At 71.5% G+C, this 14913-nt stretch carries 14 protein-coding genes; 6 read left to right on the plus strand and 8 right to left on the minus strand.

All coding sequences use genetic code 11. The annotated features are described in order from the left end of the window. Positions 1-65 precede the first annotated feature (65 nt). Positions 66-707, plus strand: a complete 642-nt coding sequence (locus ACIBBB_RS33875) for an IclR family transcriptional regulator (RefSeq protein ID WP_398988881.1) — start codon at positions 66-68, stop codon at positions 705-707. A gap of 67 nt (positions 708-774) precedes the next feature. Next, a complete protein-coding gene (locus ACIBBB_RS33880; protein WP_398988883.1) occupies positions 775-1572 on the plus strand; it encodes a S16 family serine protease in 798 nt (265 codons plus the stop codon). On the opposite strand, the gene ACIBBB_RS33885 is transcribed toward ACIBBB_RS33880, so the two are convergent. The 8 genes from ACIBBB_RS33885 to ACIBBB_RS33920 form a co-directional block, all read right to left on the minus strand. Continuing rightward, entirely contained in the window at positions 1502-2836 is a 1335-nt protein-coding gene (locus ACIBBB_RS33885; RefSeq protein WP_398988885.1) for an MFS transporter, read from the minus strand. The two genes, ACIBBB_RS33880 and ACIBBB_RS33885, sit on opposite strands and share 71 nt — an antisense overlap. After that, a complete protein-coding gene (locus ACIBBB_RS33890) occupies positions 2833-3018 on the minus strand; it encodes a hypothetical protein (RefSeq protein WP_398988887.1) in 186 nt (61 codons plus the stop codon). Before ACIBBB_RS33890 ends, ACIBBB_RS33885 begins: the two co-directional genes overlap by 4 nt. 50 nt (positions 3019-3068) lie before the next feature. Further along, a complete protein-coding gene (locus tag ACIBBB_RS33895) occupies positions 3069-3692 on the minus strand; it encodes an ArsR/SmtB family transcription factor (protein WP_398988889.1) in 624 nt (207 codons plus the stop codon). 85 nt (positions 3693-3777) lie between these two features. Further along, entirely contained in the window at positions 3778-4740 is a 963-nt protein-coding gene (locus ACIBBB_RS33900) for a glycine betaine ABC transporter substrate-binding protein (RefSeq protein ID WP_398988914.1), read from the minus strand. Positions 4741-4763: 23 nt separating this feature from the next. Further along, complete coding sequence (locus ACIBBB_RS33905; protein ID WP_398988891.1) at positions 4764-5606, minus strand: ABC transporter permease; 843 nt, start codon at positions 5604-5606, stop codon at positions 4764-4766. Next, complete coding sequence (locus ACIBBB_RS33910) at positions 5603-6802, minus strand: ABC transporter ATP-binding protein (RefSeq protein ID WP_398988916.1); 1200 nt, start codon at positions 6800-6802, stop codon at positions 5603-5605. Before ACIBBB_RS33910 ends, ACIBBB_RS33905 begins: the two co-directional genes overlap by 4 nt. A 139-nt stretch (positions 6803-6941) precedes the next feature. Continuing rightward, entirely contained in the window at positions 6942-7589 is a 648-nt protein-coding gene (locus ACIBBB_RS33915) for an ABC transporter permease (RefSeq protein ID WP_398988894.1), read from the minus strand. A gap of 30 nt (positions 7590-7619) precedes the next feature. After that, positions 7620-8123 (minus strand): Lrp/AsnC family transcriptional regulator, encoded by a 504-nt coding sequence (locus ACIBBB_RS33920; RefSeq protein ID WP_398988896.1) that lies wholly within the window; start codon positions 8121-8123, stop codon positions 7620-7622. A gap of 132 nt (positions 8124-8255) precedes the next feature. On the opposite strand from ACIBBB_RS33920, the gene hppD reads away from it, so the two are divergent. From hppD to ACIBBB_RS33940, 4 genes are all read left to right on the plus strand, one after another. Next, positions 8256-9410 carry a 4-hydroxyphenylpyruvate dioxygenase gene (hppD, locus tag ACIBBB_RS33925; RefSeq protein WP_398988898.1) on the plus strand — a complete coding sequence of 385 codons (1155 nt, stop codon included), beginning with the start codon at positions 8256-8258 and terminating at the stop codon, positions 9408-9410. Between the two features lie 123 nt (positions 9411-9533). After that, positions 9534-9803 carry a hypothetical protein gene (locus tag ACIBBB_RS33930; RefSeq protein ID WP_398988900.1) on the plus strand — a complete coding sequence of 90 codons (270 nt, stop codon included), beginning with the start codon at positions 9534-9536 and terminating at the stop codon, positions 9801-9803. A 2-nt stretch (positions 9804-9805) separates the two neighbouring features. Next, positions 9806-11041 (plus strand): hypothetical protein, encoded by a 1236-nt coding sequence (locus ACIBBB_RS33935; RefSeq protein WP_398988902.1) that lies wholly within the window; start codon positions 9806-9808, stop codon positions 11039-11041. Beyond that, complete coding sequence (locus tag ACIBBB_RS33940; protein ID WP_398988904.1) at positions 11038-14865, plus strand: CHAT domain-containing protein; 3828 nt, start codon at positions 11038-11040, stop codon at positions 14863-14865. The genes ACIBBB_RS33935 and ACIBBB_RS33940 overlap by 4 nt, the downstream gene beginning before the upstream one ends. Positions 14866-14913: the final 48 nt, after the last annotated feature.

The following is a 14913-nucleotide window of genomic DNA, read 5'->3' on the forward strand; positions in this document are numbered from 1 at the left end:
CGGCGCCGCGGGCTCCGTGAGAGTGCCGTCGTCACTCACTCCGATACTCCGAAGGAGAGGGCGTCGTGACCGCGGAGACCTCCCAGACGCTCGACCGGGGACTGCGCGTCCTCAAACTGCTCGCCGACACCGACCACGGGCTGACCGTCACCGAGTTGTCCAACAAACTCGGCGTCAACCGCACCGTGGTCTACCGACTCCTCGCCACTCTCGAACAGCACGCGCTGGTCCGCCGCGATCTGGGCGGACGCGCCAGGGTGGGCCTGGGGGTGCTGCGCCTGGGCCGCCAGGTGCATCCGCTCGTACGGGAAGCCGCGCTGCCCGCCCTGCGTTCGCTCGCCGAGGACATCGGGGCCACCGCGCACCTCACCCTCGTGGACGGCGCCGAGGCGCTGGCCGTCGCGGTCGTCGAGCCGACCTGGACGGACTACCACGTCGCCTACCGCGCCGGCTTCCGGCACCCGCTGGACCGGGGCGCCGCGGGCAAGGCGATCCTGGCCGCCCGGCAGGGCTCGTACACCGAGGCGAGATGCACTCTCACCCACGGCGAACTGGAGGCGGGCGCGAGCGGCGCCGCCGCCGCGCTCGTCGGGGTGACCGGCATCGAGGGCAGCGTGGGTGTGGTGATGCTCGCCGACGCGGTACCGGAGCGGGTGGGCCCACGCGTGGTCGACGCCGCGCGCGAGGTGGCCGACGCACTGCGCTGAGGCGGCCACCGAGGGCCCCGGGACGGGCTCTGGACCGGGCCGGCGGACCGGCCGATAGATTGGCGCTGTGCTTTCTCGTCTCTCCGGCCTCTCGCGCCCCCGCTCCCTCGCCCTCTCGGCGGTCCCCGTCGTCGCGCTGCTCGTCGTCGTCGGGGTCGCCCCGCTGCCGTACGCGGTGGCCCAGCCGGGCCTGACCGCGAACGTTCTCGGCGCCTACGAGGGCGAGCCCGTCATCTCGATCAAGGGCGCGGAGACCCGAGAGCCGCAGGGGGAGCTCCGGATGACGACGATCCTGGCGACGGGACCCTCCGCCGACGTCGACTTCGGGGACGTGCTCGACGGCTGGATCCGGACCGACCGCGCCGTGCTGCCGCGTAACTCCGTGTACCCGGCGGGCCAGTCCGACAAGGAGATCGAGCGGCACAACACCGAGGAGATGGTGAAGTCGCAGAACGTCGCCGTCGACGCGGCCCTCGCCCAGCTCGGCCGGAAGCCGGACTCCGTCGATGTCACCCTCCACCTCGCCGACGTCGGCGGCCCCAGCGCGGGCCTCCTCTTCGCCCTCGGCATCGTGGACATGCTGGACGGCGACGGCTCGGGCGGCGACCTCACCGGCGGCCGCGCCATCGCGGGCACCGGCACGATCAGCCCGAACGGTGACGTGGGCGCGGTGGGCGGCGTCTCCCTCAAGACCCAGGCGGCGGGCCGCGACGGCGCGACGGTCTTCCTGGTCCCGGAGGCGGAGTGCGCGGACGCCCAGTCCGAACTCCCCTCCGGAATGCGCCTGATCCCGGTCAGGACTCTGAAGGACGCGGTGTCGTCGCTGCGGGCGCTGGAACAGGGCGGCAAGGTCCCGGACTGCTGACGCCGTCGCCGGCGTCCCCGGCCGCCGGGCTCACCGTGTCCAGGCCGCGCCAGACCGGGAGCAGGGACGGGCTCAGCGTTGCCAGGAGGTAGATGCCGCCCATCAGCAGCAGGGCGGGTGTCAGGCCGGTGCCCTCGACCAGGAGGCCCGCCGTCAGGGCGCCCAGGGGCATCGTGAGCTCGCAGCCGGCCGTCATCGCGCCCGCCACCCGGCTGCGGAGTTCGTCCGGGACGCGTTCGTACGTCACCGTCGTCAGGATCGGGTTGATCATGCCGCCCGCCACTCCCGCCGCGGCCATGGTCACCGCGAGTGCCACCGTGGAGTCGGTGAGCCCCGCCACCGCGAAGCGTGGTGCGCCGCAGAGCAGGACGGCGGCGGCGAGGACCGCCCGGCGGGTGAAGCGGTGGCCCGCCGCGCCGTACAGCAGCGCGCCCAGCAGGCCTCCGGCCCCGAACACCGCGGTGAGCAGGCCCAGTTCGGCGCCGCCGCCGAGGTTGCGGTCGGCGTGGACGGGGAGCAGGACCCCGTTCCAGCCCTGGTCTACGCCGTTCATGAACATCGCCATGAGGACGACCGCCGCCAGCAGCCGGGTGCGCGCCAAGTAGGCGTAACCCTCGCGCAGTTCGGCGGCGTACGTACGCGGCGAGACCGGAGGCATGTCCTTGACCGGCTGCGCTCCCCGTACGCCCCGCAGCCCCGCGCCGACCAGCAGCGCCGACAGCAGATACGTCAACGCGTCGAAGAACAGGGCGACTTCGGCGCCGAGCAGTGCGATCACCAGGCCCGCGAGCGCCGCGCCGAGCATCCGGGCGCCGCGCTCGACCGCGTCGAAGAGGCTCGCGGCGCGGATGAGCGTGGTGCCCGCGTGTGCGGCGAGATCCGGTACGAGGACGTAGCGGGCCGTGTCGCCGGGCGTGTAGGCGAGGCCGTGGAGCGCCACCAGTGCGCAGAGCGCCCAGAACGGGAGCGCATCGGCGCGGTGCAGCAGGGGGATCGCCCCGAGGGAGAGCGCGCACAGCACGTCCGACGCGATCGAGACGCGGCGCCGGCCGATCCGGTCGATGACGGGGCCGCCGATGAGCGCGGAGAGCACGACAGGGAGGGTGGCGCAGAAGGCCACCACGCCCGCGCGGCCCGCACTGCCGGTGGTCTGGAGGACGAACCAGGGGATGCCGATCAGGCTCAGGGTCCGGCCCAGGGCGGATATCGCGTTGGCGGTCAGGACGGCGGTGAGTGGCCACCGCCGTACCGGCCCGGTGCTCATACGGGGCTGAGACGGACCCGCGCGGGGCGGTTGACCAGGCGCAGGCCGTACTCGACGAGGAGCCAGCCGAGCCGGGTCTGCCATCGCGGGGCGGGGGAGGGCGAGCGGTACGCGGCGGCTTCGGCTCGCAGTTCGGTCGCGCGTATGGAGTGGAGCTGGAGGTGCACATCAGAAAATGGCATGACAAATCGGCCCTTCGCGCTTCAGGAATGAGGGGAGGAGGCGGGGCGGGTCAGGCGTTCGGGTCGTTGAGCTGCTTCTGGGGGAGCGCGTGCAGATGGATCCGGACCTGTGCCACGGACTCCTCGCCCTCGGGCACCGCGCGGTCCTCGTAGCTGGAGATCAGGTCGTGCATCCGGCTCCCCAGCTCGGCCAGCAGCTCCGGCGTGAGTCGCAGGGTGTAGTCACTGAGGTCGACCTTCGCCGACCAGGCCTCCGGCCAGTCGTGCATGGTGCCCAGCCAGGTGCTCACCTCCCGGTCGTGGATGGAGGCGACCTCGTGCATGAAGGTGTGCAGCGCTCCGCGTACCTCGGGATTGGGGTCCTGGTGCAGCGTGTTGTTGACCCTGATCCCCTTGTCCGCCGCATTCCACCAGCGCTCCCGGCCCTTGCCGCGGCCCGGGTCGTCCACGACGAACCCGTGTTCGGCGAGCTGGCGCAGGTGGTAGCTGGTGGCGCCGCTCGACTCGCCAAGCCGGTCGGCGAGCTGGGACGCGGTGGCCGGGCCGTCGTGGCGCAGGGCGGTCAGCAGCCGCATCCGCAGGGGATGGGCGAGACCGCGCAGCGAGCGCGGGTCCAGGGTGCGGACATCCTGCACGGGGACTTCTGGTGCGGGGGCGTCGGGGTTCTCGGGCATGGCCTCAGCGTAGAGATGCAAAGAAGTAGTTGCAAGGGTTGCTTTGCAACTACTTCTTTGCAAGTCCGGGCCGGAGGCCGAGTGCTCAGCCCTCCTTGATGAAGCCCTCCTCGATCAGCCAGTCCTTCGCCACCTCGTGCGGATCCTGGCCGTCCACGTCCACCTTGGCGTTCAGCTCCTGCGCGATCCCGGTGTTCAGCCGCTCGCTCAGCGGATCGAGCAGACCGGCGATCTCCGGGTACTTCTCGTACGTCGCACTGTGGATCACCGGCGCCGCGTTGTAGTTCGGGAAGAAGTGCTTGTCGTCGGCGACCGTGTCCAGATTCATCGCCTTGATCCGGCCGTCCGTCGTGAACACCTCACCCACCAGGCAGGAGTTGGACTTGGAGGCCTGCGTGTAGATGATCCCGGCGTCCATCTTCTTCACGCTGGAGGCCGGGATCTTCATCCCGTACGCCTTCACCATCCCCGGCAGCCCGTCGTCCCGCGACGCGAACTCGTTCTCCACACAGATCGTGACCCCGCCCGGCTGCTTCTTCGACAGCGCGGCGACGTCCGACATCGTCTTGAGCTTGTACTTGGCGTTGTTCTTCTTGCTGATGCCCAGCGAGTAGGTGTTGTTGAGCGTGGACGGCGCCAGCCAGCTGACGTCGTGCGAGCGGTCCGCGTCCCGTACGGCCGTCCACTGGTCCCGCGAGCCGACGATCGGCTTCTCGTTGCCGAGGTAGGTGATCCAGGCCGTGCCCGTGTACTCGTACATCGCGTCGGCGTCGCCCTTGACTATCGCCTCGCGCGCGCTGATCGAGCCCGGCAGATTCGTCCGGTCCAGGACCTCCGCGCCCGCCGCCTTGAAGATCAGGCCGATCATCTGGCCGAGGATGATGTTCTCGCTGAAGTTCTTCGAAGTCACCGTCAGCGAGGCGCCCTTGAGGGGTTCACCCTGGCCGACCGAGCCGGGGGCGACGTCGTCCACGAGCGGGGAGCCGCTCTTGAGGCCGCATCCGCTGAGGGTGGCGGCGCTCAGCAGCAGCGCGACCCCGCCCGTCATTAGCCTTCGGTTGACGTACCGCATCAGCGCTCCTCCAGTCCGCGCGGGGTGAGGACCACTTCGACCAGCGACGCCAGCCAGTCGATCAGCAGCGCCAGCGTCACCGTGAGCACCGAGCCCAGGATCAGGACCGGCATGCGCTGCGTCTGGATGCCCGAGGTGATCAGGTCACCGAGCCCGCCGCCACCGCCGAAGGTCGCCAGTGTCGCCGTACCCACGTTGAGTACCAGTGCCGTCCGTACGCCCGCCAGGATCAGCGGTACGGCCAGCGGGAGTTCGACCCTGCCCAGCGTCCCGAGCGGCGACATCCCGATGCCGCGCGACGCCTCGACCAACTGCGGGTCGATGGCCTTGAGACCCGCCACGGTGTTGGCGAGCACCGGCAGCACCGCGTAGATGACCATGCCGATGATCGCCGTCGACGGGCCGATGCCCAGCCAGATCACCAGCAGCGCCAGCAGTCCGAGGGCGGGGGTCGCCTGCCCGATGTTGGCGAGCGCGGTCACGGCCGGCGCCGCCCTGGACAGCCCGCGCCGGGTCAGCGCGATGCCCAGCGGGATCGCGATGATCAGCACCCAGAAGGTGGAGACCGCGGTCAGTTCGATGTGCTGCCACAGCCGCAGCCGTACATTTCCGTTGGCGAGCGAGTTCGTGGCGATCGAGTCGAGCGAGACGTTCGTGATCCAGGCGAAGGTCGCCAGCAGGACGACCGCGACCACGGCGGGCACCGTCAGCAGCTTGGCCCGGGTTATCCGGCGCTTCGGCGCGGGGGGCGGCGGGGCAGGCCGCGACTCCTCGTCCCGGAAGGCGTGGCCCTTGACGTCGTACTCGCCCGGTGGGCGCTGGTTCCGCGCGGGAGAGGTCATGCGTCCGCACCGCCCTCCAGCTCCTGGCCGGTCCGCTGCCGGCGCCGCTCCGCCAGCTCGTGCTGGTGCTCGAAGGCGGTGAGCCGGTCCGCCTCCAGCATTTCCTGGACGGACGTCATCAGCGTCTCCATGTCGACGACACCGATGTACTCGCCGCGCCTGCCGGTCACCGCGACCCGGCCGCCGCTCTCGGTCAGGACCGCCTCCAGCGCGTCGTGCAGGGTGGCGTCCCTGGTCACCGTGTGGTGCACCAGCTGCCCGGCGTTGGCGAGCGAGCCCTTGGCTCGCGACAGGTCGCCGCGGCGCAGCCACTTGTACGGGCGGTTCTTCCGGTCCAGCATCAGCAGCTCGTTGTGCGGGCCGCTGCTCAGCCTGTTGAAGATCGACTGGAGCGGGTCCTCGACCGTCACCGACGGGAAGTCGGCGATCTCCACCTCCCGTACACGCGTGAGGTTCAGCCGCTTCAGCGCGGCCCCCGCGCCCACGAAGCCGGACACGAAGTCGTCGGCGGGGTTGGTGAGGATCGCCTCGGGGGTGTCGAACTGGGCTATGTGCGAGCGCTCCCGCAGGATCGCGATGCGGTCGCCGAGCTTGATCGCCTCGTCGAAGTCGTGCGTCACGAACACGATCGTCTTGTGCAACTCGTGCTGGAGCCGGATCAGTTCGTCCTGGAGATGGTCGCGCGTGATCGGGTCGACGGCGCCGAACGGCTCGTCCATCAGCAGCACCGGCGGGTCGGCGGCGAGCGCCCGCGCCACGCCCACGCGCTGCTGCTGGCCGCCGGAGAGCTGGCGCGGGTAACGGCCGTGGAACTCGCGGGGGTCGAGCCCCACCAGGTCGAGCATCTCCTCGACCCGGCCCTTCACCTTCGACTTGGACCAGCCGACCATCTTCGGTACGAGCGCGATGTTCTCGCCGACCGTCATGTGCGGGAAGAGACCGGAGGACTGGATCGCGTAGCCGATCTGCCGGCGCAGCTTCACCGGGTCCATGTCGGTGACGTCCTCGTCGCCGATCCTGATCCGTCCGGAGGAGGGCTCGATCAGCCGGTTGATCATCTTCAGGGTGGTCGACTTACCGCAGCCGGAGGGGCCGACGAGGATGACGGTCTCGCCCGCCTTGATCTCCATCGAGACGTTCTCGACGGCCGGGTTGGCACTGCCCGGATAGCGCTTGGTGAGTCCGTCGAGCTGGATGGTGGCGCCGCTCGTGGAGGCGGTGCCGCCGGTGGTGGTGTTCGTGGACGCGGCCTCGGCCGTGGCGCGGGCCGTGGCCTCGGCCCTGGCACCGTTCGGGGCCTCGTCCGCGGCCCCGGCCGGCGTCGGGTCAGCGGTCTCAGACACGGATCCCCCTCGGGATGGTGAGTCGGCCGAGCAGGACGTACGCGGCGTCGAAGAGCAGGGCGAGAATGACGATGCCGATCGTTCCGGCGAGTACCTGGTTGATCGCGTTGGCGCTGCCCAGCGAGGCGATGCCACGGAAGATCTCGTTGCCGAGGCCGGGCCCCGACGCGTACGCGGCGATGGCGGCGATGCCCATCAGCATCTGGGTGGAGACCCGGATGCCGGTGAGGATCGGCGGCCAGGCGAGCGGCAGCTCGACCTTGAGCAGCCGGGCGGTACGTGACATGCCGATGCCCTTGGCCGCGTCCACCAGGTCCGGGTCCACGCCGCGCAGTCCGACGACCGCGTTACGGACGATGGGCAGCAGCCCGTAAAGCGTCAGCACGATCACCGTGGGCGCGACGCCGAGACCGACCAGCGGGATGAGCAGACCGATGGCCGCCAGCGAGGGAATGGTCAGGATGGCGGCGGTGGAGAGGATCGCCAGATTGCCGCCCCAGGGGCTGCGGTAGGTCAGTACGCCGATGACGACACCCAGGACGGTGGCGATCACCATGCACTGGAAGACGGCGCTGGCGTGCTGGAACGAGTCGGTGAGCAACTGCTGGTGGCGATTGGCCAGATAGTCCCAGAAGTCCACGGCGCTCCTCTCTGGTGGGTCGGAGTCGGTTCAGTCGTCCGGCCGGTCGTCCGGCCGGTCCCCGTCGGTGTCCTGGGCGGCCTGCTCCACCAGCGGGATGATCCGCAGCGGAACGGGGTTCTCCATGACGATCGCCGTGGAGGCCCGCTGAATACCGGCGAAACCGACAACCCGGTCGATCACCCGTTGGAGATCGGCGTTCGAACGAGCGACGAGTCGGCAGAGCATATCCCCGGTTCCGGTGGTGGTATGCAGTTCGAGAACCTCTGGAACGCCACTCAAATGTGCTCGAACATCCGAACCTTGACCCTGCTTGATCTCCAGGGTTGCGAAGGCCGTAACTGGGTAGCCGAGAGCGGCCGGATCGACGTCCGGACCGAACCCCCGGATGACGCCGTTCGCCTGAAGTCGGTCCAGCCGCGCCTGCACGGTGCCGCGCGCCACCCCCAGCCGGCGCGACGCCTCCAGCACCCCGATGCGCGGCTCCCGTGCCAGCAGGGCGATGAGCCTGCCGTCGAGCCCGTCGATACCCATGGCGCCTCCCGAGGCGGTTCGCGGTGGTCATCCTGTGCAGATGGTCCGGTCATCCTCGTCCCCGGCTGTACAGACTGCCCAGCGAATGCGCGAACTGTTGCGCACCTTGCGGAACGGCGAGACGCTGCCGTCATGGCAGACACCTCGGTGAACCTCGACTCCGCCCCGTCCACCGCGCGCGACGCAGACCCCTTCCCGGTCAGGGGAATGGACGCCGTCGTCTTCGCCGTCGGCAACGCCAAGCAGGCGGCCCACTACTACTCGACGGCGTTCGGCATGAAGCTGGTCGCCTACTCGGGCCCCGAGAACGGGAGCCGCGAGACCGCGAGCTATGTGCTCACGAACGGCTCGGCCCGCTTCGTCCTCACCTCCGTCATCAAGGCGTCCACCGAGTGGGGGCGCTTCCTCGTCGACCACGTCGCCGAGCACGGCGACGGCGTGGTCGACCTCGCCATCGAGGTGCCGGACGCGCGTGCCGCGTACGCCTACGCCACCGCGAACGGCGCGACCGGCCTCCAGGAGCCGTACGAGCTCAAGGACGACAGCGGCACGGTCGTGCTCGCCGCCATCGCCACCTACGGCGACACCCGCCACACCCTGGTCGAGCGGACCGGGTACGAGGGCCCCTACCTGCCGGGCTTCGCCGCCGCCGAGCCGGTGGCCGCCGCCCCCGCGAAGCGGACCTTCCAGGCCATCGACCACTGCGTGGGCAACGTCGAACTGGGCCGGATGAACGAATGGGTGGCGTTCTACAACAAGGTCATGGGCTTCACGAACATGAAGGAGTTCGTGGGTGACGACATCGCCACCGAGTACTCCGCCCTGATGTCGAAGGTCGTGGCCGACGGCACCCTCAAGGTGAAGTTCCCCATCAACGAGCCGGCGGTCGCGAAGAAGAAGTCGCAGATCGACGAGTACCTGGAGTTCTACGGCGGCGCGGGCGTCCAGCACATCGCGCTCGCGACGAACGACATCGTCAGCTCCGTACGCACGATGCGGGCGGCCGGTGTCCAGTTCCTCGACACCCCCGACTCGTACTACGACACCCTCGGCGAGTGGGCGGGCGAGACCCGGGTGCCCGTGGAGACCCTGCGCGAGCTGAAGATCCTCGTGGACCGTGACGAGGACGGCTATCTGCTCCAGATCTTCACCAAGCCGGTCCAGGACCGGCCGACGGTCTTCTTCGAGATGATCGAGCGTCATGGCTCGATGGGCTTCGGCAAGGGCAACTTCAAGGCCCTGTTCGAGGCGATCGAGCGGGAGCAGGAGAGGCGCGGCAACCTCTGAGAGGTCCGTTCGACACGTCGTCCGGCAGGTTGAACACGGCGCGGCCCCACGGGAGTTCACCGTGGGGCCGCGCTTTCTTCGCTTCATGGGCCATGTGGGCGCCTCTCCGTCAGACTGGGGCACATGGCACAGCACGAGCAGAACCAGGACAGCCGTGACCAGGACCGCTACTTCCGGGACGAGACACCCATCGACGTCGCGTCCGCCGAGAACACCGCCGCGCTCACTCCGGTGGCCTCCGGAGGCACCGGCAGTTCCCCGTACAGCTGGCAGTGTCGGGACAGGGTGAATCCCTGCTCCGTGGACGTCCCGGGCAGCATGGACTTCCCGCAGTCCGGCGACGGCACCTGCGAGCACGGCAGGCTCGTCTACCGTCTCCGCGACCGCGGTTGACCGTGGGGGTCATCCAAGCGCTCGCGTCCGGGCCCGCGAAGCGCTGGACGGCACTGATCAGCGGGGGAGCGTACGCCTTTCTCGCCGTCGTCGTCCTGCTGCTGCGCCCATGGGCGGCCCCGGCCGCCACGGCCTGTGCGGGAGACGGACTGCGCGCCGCGACATGCGATCTCGCCGACCTCGCCGACGGGGGACCGCCGGCGGTGACCGCCCTCGGCGTCCTGGCCGTGGTCGCGGCCAGCGGCCTCTCCCTCGTCGTCGCGGCGCTGGCGGCGCCGGTTCTCCGGCTGCTCGCGGGCACCTCGCTGCCCACGCGTGGTGTCCTCCTCGCGCCGCTGGTCCGGCTGGCGTTACGGCGGCGGTACGCGGTGAAGCGCCGGCTGACCGTGCTGGCGGAGGCGGACACGGCGGCACCGGCGGCCGACGCGGGTACGGCTGACGCGGGATCGGCCGTCGCGGGCCCGGATACCGATGCGGACCCCGCCGTCGCGGTCCCGGCCGTCGCGGCCACGACCGACGCGGGCACAGCGCACGCGGGCCCGCCCGACGCCCGCGGGCAGCCGACTCCGGCGGACGCCGCACGCCGCGCGCAGACCGCGACCCGCGCCGCCCGCGCCCGTCGGAAGCTGTTCCGTCTGCCCGTCCATGACGACCTGATGCTGCCCACCCGGATCGGCAACAGCTTCGCCGCCATGAACGGACGCGTCCTCGGACGGCACGGGATCGACCCGAGCCTGAGCTGGCCCCTCCTGGAACAGCTCTTCGACGACGCGGCGCGCCGGCAGCTCGAACGGGGCTCGGACCAGGTCCTGAGCCGCGTCCGCAATCTTCTCTGGGCGGTGCTCACGGTGCTCGTCACCGTCCCGGCCGCCTTCCTCGGCCGGGTCCACGACCTGCCGGCCGGGCTCGTCGCGGGGACCGGATGCGTGATCGCCCTCCTGCTCCTCGTCGGCCTCGGCAACAGCGTGGACGAGTACACGGACACGGTGGAGGCGGCCGTCCTGCGCCACCAGGACGCGCTGTACGAGGCGGCCCGCTGGCCGCTCCCGGCGGACTCCGAGGCGGCACGGCTCACCGGCGCCGAACTCACCGCCTACCTCAGCCGCGTCGGCCGGGCACGGCCACAGGTCACCTTCGAGCGCCCGCCGCCACCGGAGCCCTTCCCGCCGCAGCCGCCCCCGTCCACCCCGCAGCCCGTTCCTCGGCTTCCGCCCCAGCAGGAAGGCTCCGCCCAGTGATCGACCAGAACCGTCCCGGACGGCACCCGGCACCGGACGAGGACGAACTCGCCGCCGTTCTGCGTACCTCCTCCGCACGCGCGGAGGAATTCCTCGGCTCCCCGGACAACATGCGTGTGCTGGACGCCCTCCAGTGGTCGCTCGGCGAGGTGCGGGCCGCCTCCGACGCGTTCGCCGGCCGGCAGGGTCCGCCGACCGTTCCCCTGGCCGACGCCCTGGAGAGGTGGCTCGCGCTGGCCACGCGCTGTTTCGACCCCTACCGGCGGCTGCTGGACGACCGCGGCCGGATCCCCGGTGTGCGGGACCAGGACCCGTACGAGGACTGCGTCGCCTATCTGGGCACGCTCTGCGACGTGCACGAGGAGACCGACCGGTGCCTGCGCACGCTGGTCGCCCGGCACGACGGAATCCCGCCCGCGCGAACCCTTGAGCGCATGGTGGGCGCCAGATCGGCCCACCAGCGCGTCGTCCGGCTCTGTCTGGGACTCCTGCGGAAGGACGACGCGCGCCGGGACCAGTGGCGGTACGTCAACGCCTTCCTCACCCAGCGGCTCGCCGAGTACGACGCGGCGAGCCGCACCGAACTGGTCCGCGCGCACGCGGAGGCACAGGAGTTGCGGCGGGCGGGCAGCGTGCTGGACGACGACGTACGCCAACAACTGCGCGAGATCGCGTCGAGTCTCACCACGTACATCCACACGGGCGGAGACCCGAGCCGTACGACGGGCCTGGCCCAGGACGTCCTCGACCACCGGGCGAACTGGCTCGCGGCACCCGGCAATCCCCTGGCCGCCGCCCGGTTCGGGGGCGAGCTGTTCCGCGCGGTCCAACTGGGCATACCCGTCGACGGGCTGGGCCTGGCGGACGCCCTCGCCGCGTTCGACTCCGCCGTACACGACATGGACTCCGGCTTCCCGGAACTTCCCGAGCTGCTGACCGTACGGGCCCTCGCGTACGCGCAGTCCGTCGCCATCGGCGTGTCGGCGGACCGTGAGGTGGACGAGGCGCTGAGACAGCTCGACGCCGCCCGCGCCCTGCTGCCGCCCGAGCACGAGCACATGATCAACCTGCTGCTCGCGCTCGGCCAGTTGCTCACCTCCCGAGCCGATCACACCGGCTCACTCAGCGACATCCGCTCCGCGCTCACGCTGCTGCGCCGGGTCCGGGCGGAGCAACTGACGGACCCGCTGCACCGGTTGTACGTCGACTCCGCGTTCGCCTCCACGCATCTGCGTTTCCACTTCCACGCCGGATCCGACGACGCGGACTGCACGGGCACCGAGGACGAGGCGGGCCCGGCGGAGCATCGCACCGGTCACTCGGCGCGTACGCACCAGCAGTTGCGCCTCTACGCGGACGAGGCGCGGACCCTGGCCGCCGAGCGCAAGGATCACGCGGACGAGGTGCTGGCCCTGATCCTCCAGATGCTCGGCGGGTCCCTGCTGCTCGCCGCCACTTACCCCGACGGGCCCGGCGCCGGTCCGCACCGGGGCGCCGCGCGTTACGACCTGGTGGGCGAGGCCCGGCAGGTGATGGCCGACTCGCTGGCGCGTACGGCCCGGGAATCGCCCAACTGGGCGGGCCGGGAACTGTACTTCCGCATCGCCGCGCTGACGGAGGCGCGGAACGGACCCGGCGGCGAAGGCGCCGCCCGTGAGCACATCGAGGCGCTGGCGCTGCTCGCGGAGCGCCCCGACGTGGTGGCCCGCCCGACGCTCCAGGAGATCGTCCGCTCGGCGCACTCCTACGCCTCGGGCGCGGGTACGGGTGCGGGAGCGGCCCTCTCACGCGCCGAGCAGCTGCGGGCACTTGAGGCGCGCCGCGCCGCACATCCGCACGCCGTGCACGCGGCGGCGGTGGAGGTGCGCATGCATCTGGCGCGCGTCTACCGCACCGACGACGAAGCGTCGGCCTCGGCCGGTCCGCTCGGTGCCCTGCTCACGGCGGTGCGGGGGCACGTGGCGCCCGGGAGGCGTGCCGGCGGCGCCGACCGGCGCCGCGCGAGGGAGCTGGGCACCGAGGTGCTCGGCATGCTGGCACGTCGCGCGCTCGTGCAGGGCGTGGCCGCCGACGCCGTACTCACCGCCGAGCGGGCCGGCGCCCTGTCGCGCGAGATCGCCGGATGGTGCGTCCAGGACGGGATGTACGAGGAGGCGGTCGCGGTCCTGGAACGGGGCCGGGCACTCGCGCTGCACACCGAGATGGCGGGAGCCGATGTACGGGCGCGGCTGGCCGAGTTGGGGCACGCCGAACTGGCCGAGCAGTGGCATGCCTGGCGCACGGACTCCCGCGCCCCGGACCCGGCGGCGCCCGGCACCCGCGGCACGACGGGAACCCCAGGCACACCCGGAACCCCTTGGGACTCGTACGTCGAACACCCCCTGCCGGACCAGCTCGGCGTCCGGGTACGCGACGTGCTCGAACAGCACGGCGTCATCGAGGAGTTGCTCGGTCCGCCGTCGGTGCCGGACGTCGCGGCCGCGCTGCGGCGCGCCGGGGCGGACGAACTGGTGTATCTGCTGCCGGCCGGGTCCGGCGCGGACTCCGGTGGCGCGCTGCGCGTCGGCCGCGACGGCAGGGTCCGGTGGAGCGCGCTCCCGGAACTGGTCACCACCTCCTACCTGGACGCGTACCTCACCGCGCTGGAGTCGCTGCTCGCCCAGCCCGGTTCACGGGACGCGCCGGAGGAATGGCAGGCGAGGCTCCGGGAGTTGTGCGCGTGGGCCGGACCGGCCGTGATCGAGCCGCTGACCCGGCAGCTGGGGCCCGGCGCGGGGCCGGACGGCGTGCCGCACCTGGTGCTTGTGCCGCTCGGCCGGCTGTCGGCCGTCCCCTGGACCGCGGCCCGTACCACCGGTCGTACCACCGGTCGTACCACCGGCCGCCGCCGGCTCGCGGTCGACACCCTCGTCCTGTCGTCGGCGCCGTCCGCCCGTATGTTCGCCGCCGCGGCGGCCCGGCCTTCCGTACGCGCCGCCGACTCGGCTCTGCTGGTGCTCGGCCTGATGGGGGAGGAGGGCCAGGTCTCGTCGAGCCGGGGGCTGAACCTGCTGTACGGCCGCCGGCGCCTGCTGGCCCCCGACGGGGGCCGGGAGTGGAACACCCGGCCCGCGACCATCCTCGCCGAGATCCAGTCCGCCTGCGACGAGCACGGGATCGTGGACATCTCGGCCCATCTGATGCCGGACCCGTCGGACAGCTGGCGCAGCCATCTGGCCTTCGGCGACACCGGGTCCTCCGCCGGAACCGGTACCGCCCCCGGCGCGGGTTTCGACCGGCTGTCCGTGCAGACCATCGCCGCCCAGCGGTTCACCGTGCCGGCCGCCGGACCGGGGCTCTGCGTCTCGCTGGCCTCGTGCATCAACAGCCTGCCGCGCCGGCACCACGACGAGTCCTTCACCATGGCCGCCGCGTTCCTGGCGGGCGGTGCCTCGTTCGTGCTGGGCTCGCTGTGGCCCGTACGGCTCCACGCGACCGCGCTGCTCGACCTGTTGTTCCACCACCGGCTGCGGGAGGGCGACGCGCCCGCGCACGCCCTGCGAAACGCCCAGCTGTGGATGATCGATCCGGCCCGGAGCGTGGAGGCCGCGTTCCCGGAGACCGTACGCCCGCTGGCGGACAAACTGCTCGGCGCTCTCTTCAAGGCGGGCCGCGACCCGGCCGACCCGGCGCTCTGGGCCGGTCTGGTGGCGGGGGGGGGGGGGGGGGCCGCCGCGCCCCCCCCCCCCCCCCCCCCCCCCCCCCCCCCCCCCACACCAACCCCCCCCCCCCCCCCCCCCCCCCAAACCCCCCTATTCTTTTTTTATGATACGTCGACCACATAGATCTACACATCGTGTAACTGTCTTTAACTACTGGACGCTCTTACGATT

It is taken from the genome of Streptomyces sp. NPDC051217 (assembly GCF_044455465.1).
In the GTDB taxonomy this organism is placed as follows: domain Bacteria; phylum Actinomycetota; class Actinomycetes; order Streptomycetales; family Streptomycetaceae; genus Streptomyces.